Origin of the sequence: Pseudomonas sp. CK-NBRI-02 (genome assembly GCF_008124495.1) — a bacterium.
GTDB lineage: Bacteria > Pseudomonadota > Gammaproteobacteria > Pseudomonadales > Pseudomonadaceae > Aquipseudomonas > Aquipseudomonas guariconensis.
On record NZ_VSJH01000008.1, the window covers coordinates 1 to 16309 of the forward strand.

Annotated in this window: 17 protein-coding genes; 9 read left to right on the forward strand and 8 right to left on the reverse strand. The window is 61.8% G+C overall.

Annotation, left to right across the window (positions count from 1 at the left end):
• Positions 1–181 precede the first annotated feature (181 nt).
• Entirely contained in the window at positions 182–1381 is a 1200-nt protein-coding gene (tyrS, locus tag DQ397_RS07805; RefSeq protein ID WP_043210472.1) for a tyrosine--tRNA ligase, read from the reverse strand.
• 213 nt (positions 1382–1594) lie between these two features.
• Here tyrS and DQ397_RS07815 point away from each other — a divergent pair, with 213 nt between their 5' ends.
• Positions 1595–3025, forward strand: coding sequence for a peptidoglycan DD-metalloendopeptidase family protein (locus DQ397_RS07815; RefSeq protein ID WP_043210470.1), 1431 nt, complete (start codon positions 1595–1597; stop codon positions 3023–3025).
• Positions 3026–3028: 3 nt separating this feature from the next.
• Positions 3029–4120: an anhydro-N-acetylmuramic acid kinase gene (locus tag DQ397_RS07820; RefSeq protein WP_043210467.1), complete on the forward strand. Its 1092-nt coding sequence runs from the start codon at positions 3029–3031 to the stop codon at positions 4118–4120.
• Between the two features lie 61 nt (positions 4121–4181).
• Here DQ397_RS07820 and erpA read toward each other — a convergent pair whose 3' ends face one another.
• Positions 4182–4532, reverse strand: coding sequence for an iron-sulfur cluster insertion protein ErpA (erpA, locus tag DQ397_RS07825; RefSeq protein WP_043210464.1), 351 nt, complete (start codon positions 4530–4532; stop codon positions 4182–4184).
• 166 nt (positions 4533–4698) lie between these two features.
• Positions 4699–5733, reverse strand: a complete 1035-nt coding sequence (argC, locus tag DQ397_RS07830) for an N-acetyl-gamma-glutamyl-phosphate reductase (protein ID WP_043210461.1) — start codon at positions 5731–5733, stop codon at positions 4699–4701.
• A 141-nt stretch (positions 5734–5874) separates the two neighbouring features.
• Here argC and hemJ point away from each other — a divergent pair, with 141 nt between their 5' ends.
• The 5 genes from hemJ (at position 5875) to DQ397_RS07855 (ending at position 9371) form a co-directional block, all read left to right on the forward strand.
• The gene (gene hemJ / locus DQ397_RS07835; protein ID WP_043210459.1) at positions 5875–6300 is read left to right on the forward strand and encodes a protoporphyrinogen oxidase HemJ; all 426 of its coding nucleotides are present in this window, start codon (positions 5875–5877) and stop codon (positions 6298–6300) included.
• 120 nt (positions 6301–6420) lie between these two features.
• Entirely contained in the window at positions 6421–7203 is a 783-nt protein-coding gene (locus tag DQ397_RS07840; RefSeq protein ID WP_043210455.1) for an SDR family oxidoreductase, read from the forward strand.
• Between the two features lie 64 nt (positions 7204–7267).
• The gene (locus DQ397_RS07845) at positions 7268–7606 is read left to right on the forward strand and encodes a histidine triad nucleotide-binding protein (protein ID WP_009408519.1); all 339 of its coding nucleotides are present in this window, start codon (positions 7268–7270) and stop codon (positions 7604–7606) included.
• A gap of 65 nt (positions 7607–7671) precedes the next feature.
• Positions 7672–8319 (forward strand): 2-polyprenyl-3-methyl-6-methoxy-1,4-benzoquinone monooxygenase, encoded by a 648-nt coding sequence (gene coq7, locus DQ397_RS07850; protein WP_043210450.1) that lies wholly within the window; start codon positions 7672–7674, stop codon positions 8317–8319.
• Positions 8320–8330: 11 nt separating this feature from the next.
• Positions 8331–9371 (forward strand): hypothetical protein, encoded by a 1041-nt coding sequence (locus tag DQ397_RS07855; RefSeq protein WP_043210448.1) that lies wholly within the window; start codon positions 8331–8333, stop codon positions 9369–9371.
• Between the two features lie 37 nt (positions 9372–9408).
• On the opposite strand, the gene DQ397_RS07860 is transcribed toward DQ397_RS07855, so the two are convergent.
• A complete protein-coding gene (locus tag DQ397_RS07860; protein WP_028689009.1) occupies positions 9409–9831 on the reverse strand; it encodes an OsmC family protein in 423 nt (140 codons plus the stop codon).
• Between the two features lie 190 nt (positions 9832–10021).
• Between DQ397_RS07860 and crp the strand changes: the two genes are divergently transcribed.
• The gene (gene crp, locus DQ397_RS07865; RefSeq protein WP_043210445.1) at positions 10022–10666 is read left to right on the forward strand and encodes a cAMP-activated global transcriptional regulator CRP; all 645 of its coding nucleotides are present in this window, start codon (positions 10022–10024) and stop codon (positions 10664–10666) included.
• Here the strand turns inward: crp and DQ397_RS07870 are convergent.
• The 4 genes from DQ397_RS07870 to DQ397_RS07885 all read right to left on the reverse strand — a co-directional run bounded on the left by DQ397_RS07870 (position 10663) and on the right by DQ397_RS07885 (position 13981).
• Entirely contained in the window at positions 10663–11367 is a 705-nt protein-coding gene (locus DQ397_RS07870) for a lipoate--protein ligase family protein (RefSeq protein WP_043210442.1), read from the reverse strand. The two genes, crp and DQ397_RS07870, sit on opposite strands and share 4 nt — an antisense overlap.
• A 128-nt stretch (positions 11368–11495) precedes the next feature.
• The gene (gene trpC, locus DQ397_RS07875; protein WP_043210439.1) at positions 11496–12332 is read right to left on the reverse strand and encodes an indole-3-glycerol phosphate synthase TrpC; all 837 of its coding nucleotides are present in this window, start codon (positions 12330–12332) and stop codon (positions 11496–11498) included.
• Positions 12329–13378 (reverse strand): anthranilate phosphoribosyltransferase, encoded by a 1050-nt coding sequence (trpD, locus tag DQ397_RS07880; protein WP_043210435.1) that lies wholly within the window; start codon positions 13376–13378, stop codon positions 12329–12331. Before trpD ends, trpC begins: the two co-directional genes overlap by 4 nt.
• 9 nt (positions 13379–13387) lie before the next feature.
• Complete coding sequence (locus DQ397_RS07885) at positions 13388–13981, reverse strand: aminodeoxychorismate/anthranilate synthase component II (protein ID WP_043210433.1); 594 nt, start codon at positions 13979–13981, stop codon at positions 13388–13390.
• 375 nt (positions 13982–14356) lie between these two features.
• Here DQ397_RS07885 and estP point away from each other — a divergent pair, with 375 nt between their 5' ends.
• Positions 14357–16222 carry an esterase EstP gene (estP, locus tag DQ397_RS07895; RefSeq protein ID WP_043210430.1) on the forward strand — a complete coding sequence of 622 codons (1866 nt, stop codon included), beginning with the start codon at positions 14357–14359 and terminating at the stop codon, positions 16220–16222.
• Positions 16223–16309 lie beyond the last annotated feature (87 nt).

The following is a 16309-nucleotide window of genomic DNA, read 5'->3' on the forward strand; positions in this document are numbered from 1 at the left end:
CGTTGATTATCAAGGAGTTTTGCGTTTCGACTGCGTCGGAAGTGGGGCGCATTATAAGGGGATTCGAAACCCCGTCAACACTTATTTTCAAAAAACCTTAATCCGGCTGAAAAGCAAAGCGGGGAGGCCTGACGGCCTCCCCGCTTCTATATAGCTACTCCCAAAAATATGGAAGCCGCCCTTACTCGGCTTTCAAGGTAATGCGAGCGAAAGCTTTCTTACCCGCCTGGCAAACATGGGTCGCCCCGATGGCAAAGACGAAACCACGATCGACAACCACGCCATCCACCTTCACCCCACCTGCATTGAGCAGATCGCGAGCAGCGGCAGAGTTTTTCACCAGACCCGCCTTGTTCAGCACCGCGGCGATCGGCATGTCTTCCGGTGCGGCCACCTCGATCTCTGGCAGGTCCTCCGGCAGCTCGCCATCCTTCATGCGGTTGCCCGCAGCACGATGGGCATTGGCCGCAGCCTCTTCACCATGGAAGCGCGCCACAATCTCTTCGGCCAGCTTGATCTTGATGTCGCGCGGGTTGGCACCCTTCTCCACATCGGCTCGGAACTGGTTGATTTCTTCCATGGAGCGGAAGCTCAGCAGCTCGAAATAACGCCACATCAAGGTGTCCGGAATGGAGACCAGCTTGCTGTACATCACCCCCGGAGCTTCCTGGATGCCGACATAGTTGCCCAGAGACTTGGACATCTTCTTGACGCCATCAAGCCCTTCAAGCAAAGGCATGGTGACAATGTTCTGCGCCTCCTGGCCATAGGCACGCTGCAACTCGCGCCCCATCAGCAGGTTGAACTTCTGATCGGTACCACCAAGCTCCACGTCCGCCTTGAGCGCAACCGAGTCGTATCCCTGCACCAGCGGATACAAGAATTCATGGATCGCAATCGGTTGGTTGCTGCTATAGCGCTTGTCGAAGTCATCGCGCTCGAGCATGCGCGCAACAGTGTACTGGGAGGCCAGTCGAATGAAGTCGGCCGGCGTCAGCTTGTCCATCCAGGTGGAGTTGAACGCGACTTCGGTCTTGGCCGGATCAAGGATCTTGAATACCTGCTGCTTGTAAGTCTCGGCGTTATCCAGCACCTGCTCCCGGGTCAACGGCGGGCGGGTCGCGCTCTTGCCACTCGGGTCACCGATCATGCCGGTGAAGTCACCGATCAGGAAAATGACCTGATGCCCAAGGTCCTGGAACTGGCGCAGCTTGTTGATCAGCACAGTGTGGCCCAGATGCAGGTCCGGCGCAGTCGGGTCGAAGCCCGCCTTGATACGCAGGGGCTGGCCGCGCTTGAGCTTCTCCACCAGTTCCGACTCGACCAATACCTCTTCCGCACCGCGCTTGATAAGCGCCAGCTGCTCTTCAACCGACTTCATAGACAGACCCGCAAGGCTCAGATTCAAGGGGAGCCAACCATACAAGATCGGCCATCAATTACAAGTTTCGCAAAGGAATGTGACCCGGATGACGCATTGCGGCGTCTACGCGCCCTTGCGCGAAACCGGATTTGGTTATATTTTATACAGTTATTTCATCTTCATCATGTCATTCATCTTTTCCATTTCACCTTTTTCAAAGTCACCTCACCTATGACCAACGAGACGCCTAAAGCGCCCCCGCTTTATCCGAAAAGCCATTTGTTGGCCGCCAGCGGCATTGCCGCCTTGCTCAGCCTGGCTTTGCTGGTATTTCCCTCCAGCGAAGTCGAAGCCAAGAAGACCACCCTCAGCCTGGAGCTGGAAACGCCGGCCGAGCAGTTGAAGGACGAGTCCAAGGCCGCCCCGCTGGTTCAAGCCGAGAACGACGAAGGCTCTCCTTTTGCCCAAGTCGAAGAGACCGAACCACCCACCAAGCAGGCTGAGCAACAAGCGCCAGCTACCGAGGAAAAAGCCAAGGAGACCGCCGAGGCCAAGCTGCCCGGCCATCGTGAAGTCGCGGTCGCGCGCGGCGATACCCTCTCCACACTGTTCGCCAAGGTTGGTTTGCCAGCCAACGTAGTCCATGACGTCCTGGCAAGCGGCAAGCAGGCCAAGCAGTTCAGCCAGCTAAAGCATGGGCAGGTCCTGCAGTTCGAACTCGACAAAGACGGCCAACTGGCCAGCCTGCACAGCAAGATCAGCAACCTCGAGACCATACGCCTGACCAAAACAGCCAAGGGCTACAGCTTCAACCGGGAAATCAGCAAGCCGGTGGTGCGCACTGCCTATGCCCATGGCGTGATCAAAAGCTCGCTGTCGGCTTCCGCCAAGCGCGCCGGCCTGTCCCACAGCATGACCATGGACATGGCCCGCGTCCTTGGCTACGACATCGACTTCGCCCAGGACATCCGCCCTGGCGATGAATTCGACGTGGTGTACGAGCAGAAGGTCATGGACGGCAAGGTGGTCGGCACCGGCAACATCCTGTCCGCGCGCTTCACCAACCGCGGCAAGACCTATACCGCTGTGCGCTACACCAACAAGCAGGGCAACACCAGCTACTACACCGCCGACGGCAACAGCCTGCGCAAAGCCTTCATCCGTACGCCGGTGGATTACGCCCGCATCAGCTCGCGCTTCTCCGCTGGCCGCAAGCACCCGATCCTCAACAAGATCCGCGCTCACAAGGGTGTGGACTACGCCGCACCACGGGGCACGCCGATCAAGGCCGCCGGCGATGGCAAGGTACTTCTGGCAGGCCGCCGCGGTGGCTATGGCAATACCGTGATCATCGCCCACGGCAACTCCTACAAGACCCTTTATGGTCACATGCAGGGCTTTGCCAAGGGCATCAAGACCGGCAGCTCGGTCAAGCAAGGCCAGGTGATCGGTTACATCGGCACCACCGGCCTGTCCACGGGTCCACACCTGCACTACGAGTTCCAGGTCAATGGCGTTCACGTCGACCCGTTGAGCCAGAAGGTGCCCATGGCCGACCCGATTGCCCGCTCCGAGCGCCAGCGCTTCCTGCAGCAGAGCCAACCCCTGATCGCCCGCATGGATCAGGAAAAGGCCACCCTGCTCGCCGCCAACAAGCGCTGAACCATGGCGCTTTATCTGGGTGTGATGTCCGGAACCAGCCTAGATGGTTTGGACATCGCACTGATCGAACAACGCGAGCAGACCCACCTGCTCGCCACTCACTACACCCCCATGCCTTCTGATCTTCGTCAGGCGCTGCTTGCCCTCTGTGCCAGCGGCCCTGACGAGATCGCGCGTGCCGCATTGGCGGAGAACCGCTGGGCTAGCCTCGCCGCCGAAGGCATAAAACAGCTCTTGGCAAGCCAAGGCCTGGACGCCAGCGCCATCCGTGCAATCGGCAGCCACGGTCAGACCATCCGCCACGAGCCGGCCCGTGAATTCACTGTACAGATTGGCAATCCGGCGTTGCTGGCCGAGCTGACGGGCATCTGCGTTGTCGGTGATTTCCGCCGTCGTGACGTGGCCGCGGGAGGCCAAGGCGCCCCGTTGGTGCCTGCATTCCATGAGGCGCTGTTCAGCCACCTGGGGCAACGCGTGGCCATTCTGAACGTGGGCGGGTTCAGCAACCTTAGCCTGATCGAGCAAGACCAACCGGTCCGTGGTTTCGACTGCGGCCCAGGCAACGTGCTGCTGGACGCCTGGATCGAACGCAAGCGCGGCCAAACCTATGACGCCGATGGCGCCTGGGCCGCCAGCGGCCAGATCATCGATACGTTGTTGGACAAGCTTCTGGCGGACCCCTTCTTTGCAAGCAGCGGCCCCAAGAGTACCGGCCGTGAAGTGTTCAACCTTCCCTGGCTGGACGCCCATCTGGCAGCGCTGCCAGCCTATCGGGACGAAGATGTACAGGCCACGCTGCTGGAACTGACCGCCCGCAGCATCATTGACTCGCTGCTTGGCGCCCAATCAGGCACTGAGGCCCTGCTGGTCTGTGGTGGTGGTGCTCGCAATAGCGCATTGATGGGTCGCCTGGCAGCGCTGCTGCCTTGTGCCCAGGTCAGCAGCACAGCCGCCCATGGCGTGGACCCGGACTGGGTCGAAGCCATGGCCTTCGCATGGCTGGCCCATTGCTGCCTCGAACGCATCCCGGCCAACCGCCCCAGCGTGACCGCCGCCCGGGGGCTGCGCGTTCTCGGGGCGATCTATCCAGCCTGACGAACCTGCACAACGCAAAACGCCGCGCAATTGCGCGGCGTTTTCGTTGCAGGGCCCGGCCTCAGATCGAGAACGAGGAACCGCAACCGCAGGTGGTGGTGGCATTGGGGTTCTTGATCACGAAACGCGAACCTTCAAGGCCTTCTTGGTAGTCCACCTCGGCGCCTGCCAGGTATTGGAAGCTCATCGGGTCCACTACCAGGGATACACCCTCGCGCTCGACGATGGTGTCGTCCTCGGCCACTTCTTCATCGAAGGTGAAGCCGTACTGGAAGCCAGAGCAACCGCCGCCTGTCACGAACACACGCAGCTTCAGGCGATCATTGCCTTCCTCGCTGACCAGGGTCTTCACCTTGTTCGCAGCACCTTGGGTAAATTCCAAAGCCGTGGGGGTGAAGGTTTCGACGCTCATGTTGACTCTCCCGGCGCAGTGTCGCCATAAAACTCGATGACGCGCATTATCCGCTTCTCCGAGAAAATTGGTCAACAATACGAAAGCTGCAAGTGACAAGCTACAAGCGGAAAGCCAATCCCGGCGTGCTCACTTGTAGCTCGAGGCTTGCAGCTTACCGCTGCGCTTAGGGCAGCAGACCCGCATGGGAGAGCCCCATGCGCTCGTCCAGACCGAACAGGATATTCAGGTTCTGTACCGCCTGGCCGGAAGCCCCCTTGACCAGGTTGTCGATCACCGACAGCACCACCACCAGGTCGCCCCCCTGAGGACGATGTACAGCGATGCGGCAGACATTGGCACCACGTACGCTGCGGGTCTCAGGATGGCTACCAGCCGGCATCACATCGACGAACGGCTCATCGGCATAGCGCTTCTCGAACAGCGCCTGCAGATCGACGGAAGTGTCGGCGACGGTCGCGTAAAGGGTCGCGTGAATACCGCGAATCATCGGCGTGAGATGCGGCACGAAGGTCAGCCCGACGTCCTTGCCAGCGGCTTGACGCAGGCCCTGGCTGATCTCCGGCAGATGGCGATGGCCCTTGACCGCGTATGCCTTCATGCTTTCGCCTGCTTCACAGAACAGTGAACCTACGGCTGCGCCACGCCCCGCCCCGCTCACCCCGGACTTGCAGTCCGCAATCAGTCGCGATGGATCAGCCAGGCCTGCCTCCAGCAGCGGCAGGAAACCCAGCTGAGTGGCGGTCGGATAGCAACCGGGCACTGCGATCAGGCGGGCCTGGCGGATCTTCTCACGGTTGACCTCTGGCAGGCCATACACCGCATCCTTGAGCAATTCCGGCGCACCATGGGGCTGGCCGTACCACTTGCCCCACTCCACGGCATCCTGCAGACGGAAATCCGCGGACAGGTCGATGACCTTGGTCCCGGCAGCCAGCAATTCGCCAGCCAGTGCGTGGGCAACCCCATGGGGCGTGGCGAAGAACACCACGTCACAGGCGCCCAAGGTCTTGCTGTCCGGCACGCTGAAGGCTAGGCCATCATAATGACCGCGCAGGTTCGGATACATGTCGGCGACCGCGACGCCCGCCTCGGAGCGCGACGTGATGACAGCGACCTCGGCCTGTGGGTGCTGTGCCAGCAGGCGCAACAGTTCGACACCGGTGTAACCCGTGCCGCCAACGATACCGACCTTGATCATAACGCTTGCCCCTTCTTCAACGAGCCCACTGGAAAGCGCACGATAATAGGGGTGCGGGGCCTCTGTAACAACTCTTCGGATGCCCCATTGGACGCTTGACCGTTACTATCTGACGACCGTGAATCCTGAAGGAACTCCCCCATGCTTTATCTATGGATCAAGGCCCTGCATATCGTCAGCGTGGTCTGCTGGTTCGCCGGGCTGTTCTACCTCCCGCGCCTGTTCGTCTACCACGCCCAAAGTCAGGACAGCCTCAGCCTGGACCGCTTCGTCACCATGGAACGCAAGCTGTACCGCGGCATCATGAACCCAGCGATGATCGCCACTTACGTCTTCGGCGCCTGGATGCTCTACCTCAATCCTGGCTGGCTGAGCCAGGGCTGGCTACACGCCAAGCTCACCCTGGTGGCGCTGTTGACCGTCTACCACCATATGTGCGGCGCCCAGCGCAAACGCTTCGCTGCCGGCACCAATACTCGCGGGCATGTGTTCTACCGCTGGTTCAACGAAGTGCCGGTGCTGTTTCTGCTGGGCATCGTGATCCTGGTAGTGGTCAAGCCGTTCTGAGCCCGAAGGATCATGTGCTGGCAGGCCCCTGAGGCTCGGGGCTGAGCCGGTAGCAAAAGGCAACACCTTCTCCGGCCACGCTGTACACTAGTCGCCCTTTTTCGGCCTCAGGAGCCTTGCATGACCCGTTACGCCATGATTACCGGTGCTTCCAGCGGCCTAGGGCTTGCCCTGGCGGAAGCCCTGGCACGGCGTGGGCGCAACCTGATCTTGGTGGCACGCCACCGCGAGACCCTGGAGCCGGTCGCCATCGAGCTGACCCAGCGCTTCGGCGTCGAAGTGCTGTTCCGGGCTTGCGACCTGAGCCAACCCCTACGCCTGTCGGGCTTCGTCCTGGAGCTCGAAGAAGGCGAGCGACACATCGACCTTTTGGTCAATTGTGCCGGCCAGCGGACCTATGGGCCGTTTCTCGCCCATGAATGGGCCGACGAACAAGACCTGCTGGAGGTCAACGTCCTCGCCCTGAGCCGCCTGTGTCATGCCATTGGCAACCTGATGGCTTTGCACGGAGGCGGACAAATCCTCAATGTCGCAGCCCTGGCCAGCGCCGCGCCCGGCCCGTGGATGGCCACCTACGCAGCCAGCAAGGCCTATGTGGTGAGTTTCTCCGAGGCGCTTCGCGAGGAGCTCAAGCGCACCGGAATCAAAGTCTCGGTCCTGTGCCCCGGGCCTGTGCGATCCTCGCGCCGACGCATCCCTCGGCTGGACGACAGCGCGCGCTGCCTGAGCCCGGAAGAAGTGGCGCTCTATACCGTACGCGCGCTGGACAAGAACCGCGCCCTGATCATGCCTGGACGACGCAACCGCTGGCTGGCGGCGATGCCTCGCCTGATGCCACGCTGGCTCACGCGCAAGCTGGCCGGCGTCATCCATCGGCGCTACTGCCCGGTCGGCGTCGAATAGCCACTGGGCGAGCGTCGTCGTGCTGGGTACACTCGGCCCGGACACTCACCATGGAGTACGAGCTGTGGAGACTATCTTCACCAAGATCATCAACCGGGAGATCCCGGCGAAGATCATCTACGAGGACGACCAGGTTCTGGCCTTCCACGATATCGCCCCGCAGGCACCTGTGCATTTTCTGGTCATCCCGAAAAAGCCCATCCGCACCCTCAACGACCTGACCGAGGAAGACAAAGGCCTGGCCGGCCATATCCTGTTCACGGCCCAGCGCCTGGCCAAGGAACTCGGCTGCGAGGATGGCTTCCGTGTGGTCATGAACTGCAATGAGCTGGGCGGCCAGACGGTCTACCACATCCACATGCACGTGCTCGGCCAGCGCCAGATGCACTGGCCGCCGGGCTGATCCAGGGCAACCGTCCCCTTCCCGATTGCGGTAAACTGTCGGGCACACTCTAGCGGAGGTGCCCGATGGCTACCGAACGTCACTACTCGCCGCTCGACCGCTTGTTGCTGCAGGCCGATACAGCCATGCGCACCTTGCTGCCCTTCAGCGGCCAACCTGCCCGCCCATCCCCGGCCATCGTCCAACCCGATGCCGAACTGGACGAAAGCCAAACCCGCCATATTGCCGGCCTGATGCGGATCAACCATACCGGTGAAGTCTGCGCCCAGGCGCTGTACCAAGGCCAAGCCTTGACCGCCAAGTTGCCTGAGGTGCGCAAGGCCATGGAGCATGCCGCCGAAGAAGAAGTCGACCACCTGGCTTGGTGCGAGCAACGCATCCGCCAGCTTGGCAGCCACCCGAGCGTGCTCAACCCGCTGTTCTACGGCATGTCCTTCGGCATCGGCGCCCTTGCCGGCCTGGTCAGCGACAAGGTCAGTCTCGGCTTCGTCGCAGCGACCGAACACCAGGTATGCAAGCACCTGGACGAGCACCTTGAGCAACTGCCCCAGGAGGATGAAAAGTCCCGGGCCATTCTCGAACAGATGCGTGTCGATGAAGAACAGCACGCCGAGTCTGCACTCGAAGCCGGCGGCTACCGCTTCCCAGCCCCTGTGCGCTTCGGCATGAGCCTGATGGCCAAGGTGATGACCAAAAGCACCTACCGCATCTGAAGGGCACGAACATGACGGAACGTTTCGACGCCAAGGACCTGGCTCGCGCGGTGGACGCAGGTGTTCTTCAACCGGGCCAGGACCAGGCCTTGTTAGCCTTCCTGCGCCAGCAACCGCAAACCCGCGGTACTTTCCAGCTTGCCCATGTGGCGTTCTACTTCGGCGCATTACTGATCATGGGCGCCATGGGCTGGCTGCTCACCGAAGCCTGGATGAGCATCGGCGATTCGGCGCTGCTGGGCGTTTCCTCGCTCTACATCGCCTTGTTGACGCTGCTCGCCCTTAGGCTGCAACGCCGGGAGCAACCCATTGCCGCTGGCGTGCTGGCCGCAGTCGCCGTGAGCATCGTGCCCTTGGCAGTGTTCGCCATCGAGCGCCTTGCCGGTTGGTGGCCACTCGACGATACCCAGAGCGAGTATCACCAGTACTACACCTACGTACAGGGCGGCTGGGTACTGATGGAGGCGGCCACGGTGGTGGCGGGCTTGTTGATGCTGCGCCTGGTCCCCTTTCCCTTCATCGTGATGCCGATGGCCGTGGCCCTGTGGTTCATGTCCATGGACCTCAGCGAATGGTTCTTCGGTTCACCGTTCAGCTGGGAACAGCGTCGCACGGTCTCGTTGTGGTTCGGTCTGACGCTACTGGCGGTCTTCATCGTGATCGATGGGCGAACCCGCCGGGACTACGCAGGCTGGGGCTATCTGGCGGGACTGGCGGCATTCTGGGGCGGACTGACGCTGATGGACAGCGGCAGCGAGCTGGGCAAGGCGTTGTATTGCCTGGTCAATCTTGGCCTGATGGGCTTGGCGGTACTGTTGCGTCGGCCGGTGTTCATGGTTTTTGGTTCCATGGGCGTGGCGGCCTACCTGGGCTTCCTCTCCTATGACGTGTTCGCCGAGTCGCTGCTCTTCCCGCTGGTGCTGACCGTGATCGGCCTGGGCGTGATCGGGCTGGGTTTGCTGTACCAGAAAAAGCGTGAGCAACTGAGCCAGTCGCTACGGGCACACCTGCCAAGATGGTTGCAGCAAGCGCTGCCCGCACTTCGTAACTGAACAGGCTTGGGGCCGCAAAGCAGCCCCGACCGGTCATTCAACCCAGCTCGACGATCTCGTAGCCGTGTGTGATTTCCACGCCAGCGCGATCGAGCATGATCGAGGCCGAGCAGTACTTCTCCGCCGACAGCTCCACCGCGCGCTTGACCTGAGCTTCCTTAAGCCCGCGCCCCTTGACCACGAAGTTCAGGTGGATCTTGGTGAATACCTTGGGGTCTTCGCTGGCGCGCTCGGCTTCCAGGAAGGCCTCGCAGCTCTCCACGGCCTGGCGGGACTTCTTGAGGATGCTCACCACATCGAAGCTACTGCAGCCGCCCAGGCCGAGCAGCAACATTTCCATGGGGCGTACGCCCAGGTTGCGTCCGCCTGCCTCGGGCGGGCCATCCATGACCACGACATGGCCGCTCCCCGATTCGCCGAGGAACATCGCTTCACCGGCCCACTGGATGCGTGCCTTCATGTATCTGGACTCCAAGATGCTTGAGAAAGGTCGTCAGCTTAGTCTTTGTGGCGCTCTCGGAAAAGCGCAATGCGAGCGCCTTTAAAGCCATTGCAAGTGGCAGTGTCTGATAAGCTGACGCCAAATGACTGGCGCTCGTCGCCAACGTCCTATAAAAAGTGCAATGCCTCGCCCCGAACAGGATTTCGTGATGGTTGCCTCCGCTCTACCTGCCAAGATCAAGAATATCGACAAGCTGCTCGCCCACTGCCAGCGCCGCCGTTACGCCGCCAAAAGCAACATCATCTGCGCTGGCGACCGGGCTGAAACGTTGTCCTTCATCATCAAGGGTTCGGTGACCATCTTGATCGAGGATGACGATGGCCATGAAATGATCATCGCCTACCTCAATAGCGGGGATTTCTTCGGTGAGCTGGGCTTGTTCGAGTCCGCAGGACAAGAGCAGCAGCGCAGCGCCTGGGTCCGCGCCAAGACTGAGTGCGAGGTAGCTGAAATCAGCTACGACAAGTTCCGTGAACTGGCCCGCCAGGATCCAGACATCCTCTACGCCCTGGGCAGCCAGATGGCCCAGCGCCTGCGAAATACCACCCGCAAGGTGGGCGACCTGGCTTTCTTCGATGTCACCGGCCGCGTGGCCCGATGCCTGCTTGACCTGTGCAAGCAGCCCGATGCCATGACCCACCCGGACGGCATGCAGATCAAGATCACCCGTCAGGAGATCGGTCGCATTGTCGGCTGCTCACGGGAGATGGTCGGCCGCGTGCTCAAGGACCTTGAAGAGCGCAGCCTGGTGCAGGTCAAGGGCAAGACCATGGTGGTCCACGGCACCCGTTAGTCGCGAGGGATCGCCGCGATCACCTCATTGTAGGCCTGACTCAGGCGCTCGAACCACGGCGCCTCGGGCACCACTTCGTGCAGAGCGATATGGCTGTCGGCAAGGCAACGCTGCTCCAGATCACAGCATTCATTGAAACGGTTGACCGCCGCGACCATCGATTCTCGCTCGTTGTCCAGTAACAGCGCGCCGTGCACCAGCACCACCGCACGCTTTCCGCCTAAGCCCTGGCGCCAGCGCTGGGCAGTACCGACCAGCTTGCGACCATTGAGATTGACGTTGTACCGACCGTCGCAGAACGCGCCGTCGATCTCGCCGACCGAAGCCACGCCGCCCCACTCGCGCAGCACATCGCACAGTGGTAGGCACAGGCGCTCATAGGCATTTTCGATGCGCCCGTGATCTCCTTCACTGCGCGGCGCAACGTAGACCAACGCCACATTCACTGTCGAATGGGACTGAGGCACCGGCTCGCCGCCCGTTTCGCGCAAGAGCACAGGCCACCCGGCAATGGCCAGCTCAGAGCAGGCGGCCTCGAAGTTGTCCAGGCGGCTCATGCGTCGAGGCATCACCAGGGCGTGGTCGGTCGGGCGCCAGAACAGCACACCCGCGTCACGCTCGCCACGGCATACCGCCGCCAGCAGCTCCTGCTCGGCGTGCAGGCCTTGTTCGACGGTCAGCGCCAGCGGTCGTTCGGTCATTGATCCACCTAAAGATGTTGGTTGCACAAACCCTTTCATGGGCAAACCCGCTCCCATGGGATTTTCGTTGCGTTCAGGCTGCGAAGAGCAGGCATACAAAAAAGCCGGCAAACGCCGGCTTCGATCGATCAGTCCAGTTCCTGAACCACGGTTTTCACCGCGCGCTCGGGGAAGAACAGTCGCTGCAGCTCCAGCCCAGGCTGCTCGGCACGCATGAACGCCTCACCGACAAGGAACGAATAGACCTCGTTGATTTCCATCAGCTCCACATCGGCACGGTTGAGGATACCGCTCTCGGTAATCGCCAGGCGGTCACGCGGAATGCGTGGTAGCAGGTCCAGCGTGGTCTCCAGGCTGACCTCGAAAGTATGCAGGTTGCGGTTGTTGACCCCGACCAGCGGAGTATCGAGGGTGTTCAACGCGCGCTCCAGCTCAGCAGCGTCGTGCACCTCGACCAGAACATCGAGCCCGACAGACTTGGCGGTAGCAGCCAGTTCAGCCATGCGTACGTCATCCAGCGCGGCGACGATCAGCAAGACGCAATCGGCGCCCAGGGCCCGGGCCTCGACCACTTGGTAAGGGTCGATGAGAAAGTCCTTGCGGATCACCGGTAGCTTGCACGCCGCGCGGGCCTGCTGCAGGTAGGCATCGCCGCCCTGGAAGTAATCCACATCGGTCAGTACCGAAAGGCAGGTGGCCCCGCCCTTTTCATAGCTGACGGCGATGTCGGCCGGAACGAAATGCTCGCGGATCACGCCTTTGCTGGGCGAGGCCTTCTTGATCTCGGCAATCACTGCCGGCTGCTTGCGCTTGGCCTGTGCGAGCATGGCGTTGGCAAAGCCTCTCGGGGCGTCGGCCGCCTTGGCCATTCGTTCCAGCTCGGCCAGGCCGACGCGGGCACTGCGTTCGGCCACTTCCTCGACCTTGCGGGCAAGGATTTTCTCCAGCACCGTCGGTACGCTCATGCTTCGTTCTCCTGCTTGAATACCGCGGTAAAAGCGCCCAACTCTTGCAGCTTCTCCCAGGCAAGGCCTGTGTGCAGCACGTCATGGGCAAGTTCTACACCGCTCTTGAGGCTCATGGCGTGGTCGGCGGCGTACAGCGCCGCGCCAGCATTGAGCACGATCATCTCGGCGGCCTTCTGGCCATTCTCGGTCTTGCGCCGGCCTAGGGCGTCACGGATCAGCTCCAGCGAGGCCTGCGGACCTTCGACAGCCAGACCGTGCAGGCTCTGGCTCTTCATGCCAAGGTCTTCGGGCTCGACCCAATATTCGGAGATCTGGTCATTGTTCAGTTCGGCCACGAAGGTCGGTGCAGCCAGGCTGAACTCATCCAGACCGTCCTTGGAGTGCACCACCAGCACATGCTTGCTGCCCAGGCGTTGCAGCACTTCGGCCAACGGGCGGCACAGGGCCTGGGTGAACACCCCGACCACCTGGTGTTTCACACCGGCCGGATTCGTAAGCGGGCCCAGCATGTTGAACAGGGTGCGCAGCCCCAGATCACGGCGCGGGCCGGCAGCATGCTTCATGGCGCTGTGGTGGGTCTGGGCGAACATGAAGCCGATCCCCAGGCTGTCGATGCAGCGGGCGACCTGCACGGGCGTCAAGTTCAGGTAGATTCCAGCGGCCTCCAGCAGGTCGGCACTGCCACTCTTGCCGGATACCGCGCGGTTGCCATGCTTGGCCACCGGGCAACCCGCTGCCGCGAGGACAAACGCCGACGCGGTGGACACGTTGAAAATGTTGGCACCATCGCCGCCGGTGCCGACGATGTCGACCACACCGTCGAGGGTTTGCAGTTCTACCTTGCTGCACAGCTCACGCATCACCGATACGGCACCGACGATCTCGTCGATGCTCTCGCTCTTCATGCGCATGCCCATCAGGAAGGCACCGATCTGCGCCTCACTGCACTGGCCCGTCATGATCTGGCGCATGACAGCGCGCATTTCTTCGGTGGACAGATCCAGGTGGCCGACGATACGGCTCAATGCGCTCTTGATATCCATGTTCGCTCCTTAGCGATGGCCGCCGGTCTGCTTGAGGAAGTTGGCGAACAGTTCGTGGCCCTGCTCGGTGAGGATCGACTCGGGGTGGAACTGCACCCCTTCGATGTTCAGCGTCTTGTGGCGCAGGCCCATGATCTCGTCGACCGAGCCATCGGCATGGGCCGTCCAGGCAGTGATTTCCAGGCACTCGGGCAGGGTTTCGCGCTTGACCACCAGCGAGTGGTAACGGGTCACGGTGAGCGGGTTGTTCAAGCCGGCGAACACGCCCAGGTCGCGATGATGGACCGGGCTGGTCTTGCCGTGCATCACCTGGCGGGCGCGAACCACATCACCGCCAAAGGCCTGACCGATGGACTGGTGGCCCAAGCAGACGCCGAGGATCGGCAGCTTGCCGGCGAAGTGCAGGATGGCCTCGATGGAGACCCCGGCCTCGCTCGGCGTGCAAGGGCCAGGGGAGACGACGATGCGCTCGGGCTTGAGGGCTTCGATCTGGGCGATGGTCATTTCATCGTTGCGAATGACCTTGACCTCGGCGCCCAGCTCGCCCAGGTACTGGACGACGTTGTAGGTAAAGGAGTCGTAGTTGTCGATCATCAGTAACATCGGGCTGAACCTCTTGAATCTACTGACTTTGAATTCGAACCTTCCAATGCCGGTGCAAGCGCGGGCTGTCCCGCAGCGAGCGGTGGATGAAGCGACTGGAAGGCAAACGGGGGCGGGCCGGACGGGCCGGCAGGAGATAAAGTCAGGCGCGCCAACGCCAACGGGCGTGGGCCTTGATAACGCGCATCAAGAGTTTGCTGACGATCAACACAGAAGTAGGTCTCGCTTGTACGTCACGGCACAGTAGCCTACCGGGCCGGCGGGTGCAATATGCCCGTAAATACGGAGAAACGAATCCACTTGGGTCGAATTCCCTCAGCTTTGTTAAGGTCAATCGGGCTGTTCCGACAAAAATAAAGAAAAGGACCTTCTCCAATGCGCAAAACACGCTTCATTCGTCCTCTGATGGGGCTTCTGGCCCTTTCCTGCAGCCAGGCCATGGCAGCGCCCTCGCCCTACTCCTCGCTCATCGTGTTCGGCGACAGCCTCAGCGATGCCGGACAGTTCGGGCTGCGCTTCACCAACCGCAATGCCGATGGCAGCTATGCACCGGTCACGCCGATGATCCTGGGGAACCGGCTGGGTGTACCCACCGACGAGCTCAACCCCTCCACTTCCATCGGCACCCGCCCCGACGGCAACAACTGGGCGGTCGGAGGCTACACAACGCAGCAGATACTCGACTCGATCACCGAGACCTCACGCACCATCATCCCGCCGGGACGTCCGGGTGCGGGTACGGTGCTGCGCGAGCGTGACGGCTACCTGGCCAATGGTTTGCGCGCCGACCCTAACGCTTTGTACTACCTGACCGGCGGCGGCAACGACTTCCTTCAAGGGCTGGTCAACACCCCGGGCGACGCCGCTGCCGCCGGCGCGCGCCTGGCAGCCAGTGCGCAGGCCCTGCAACAGGGTGGTGCGCGCTACATCATGGTCTGGCTGTTGCCGGATCTGGGGCAGACACCCAACTACAGCGGCACGCCATTGGAAGGGCCGCTGTCGCAATTGTCTGGCGTGTTCAATCAATCATTGCTGAACCAGCTCGGCCAGATCGACGCACAAATCATCCCTCTGAACATTCCAGCCCTGCTTCAGGAGGCCTTGGCGAATCCAGCCGACTTCGGGCTGGCCACCGGCCAGAACCTGGTCGGCACCTGCTACAGCGGCGAAGGCTGCGTGGGTAACCCGGTGTACGGGGCCAACGGCATCACACCGGATCCCACCAAACTGCTGTTCAACGATTCGGTGCATCCGACCATCGCCGGTCAGAAACTGATCGCCGACTACGGCTATTCGATCCTTGCTGCACCCTGGGAGCTGACGCTGCTGCCGGAAATGGCCCACGGCAACCTACGGGCCCATCAGGACGAGCTGCGCAACCAATGGCAGACACCCTGGCAGGCCGTTGGCCAATGGCAGCCCTTTGTCGCCACGGGCGCTCAGGACCTCGACTTCGACGACCAGCGCGGTGCCGCCAGCGCAGATGGACGCGGTTACAACCTGACCCTGGGCGGCAGCTACCGCCTCGACGACGCGTGGCGCATCGGCTTGGCGGCTGGCGTGAACCGGCAGAAGCTCGAGGTCGGAGAATACGACTCGGACTACAAGCTCGACAGCTATCTCGCCACGGTCTTTGCCCAATATCGCCAGCACCGCTGGTGGGCCGACGCGGCATTGACCGCAGGGCACCTGGACTATCACGACCTCAAGCGTACCTTCGCGCTCGGCGTGGGGGAGCGCAGCGAGAAAGGCGACACGGATGGCGAGGCGTGGTCGGTCACCGGCCGGCTGGGTTACAACCTGGCGAGCGAGCACAGTGTCTGGCAGCTGTCGCCCTTCCTCAGCGCCGACTATGCCCGGGTCAAGGTCGACGGTTACGAGGAAAAGAGCGGGCGCTCCACAGCCCTGGCCTACGATGACCAGGAACGCAGCTCGCGGCGTCTGGGGATAGGCCTGCAAGGTGGCTATCAGTTTGCGGCAGGTACCCGGTTATTTGTCGAAATCGCCCGAGAGCACGAATTCGAAGACGACCGCCAAGACCTGAGCCTGCACCTCACCAGCCTGCCAGCCCATGACTTCACACTCACCGGCTACACGCCGGACAGCAACCTGACCCGTGCCAGCCTGGGGCTGACCCATGAACTGGTGCCCGGTGTGCACCTGCGGGGCAACTACAATTGGCGCAAGAGCGATGCGCTGACCCAGCAAGGCGTCGGCCTGGCGCTGAGCTTGGACTTTTGAACGGAACTGGCGCCCTGCGGCAGATCCCGTTGCCTGTTTTGTGGGTAATCCCGCTCCTGCAGGACAGCGGACTCGTCAAAAGCACTC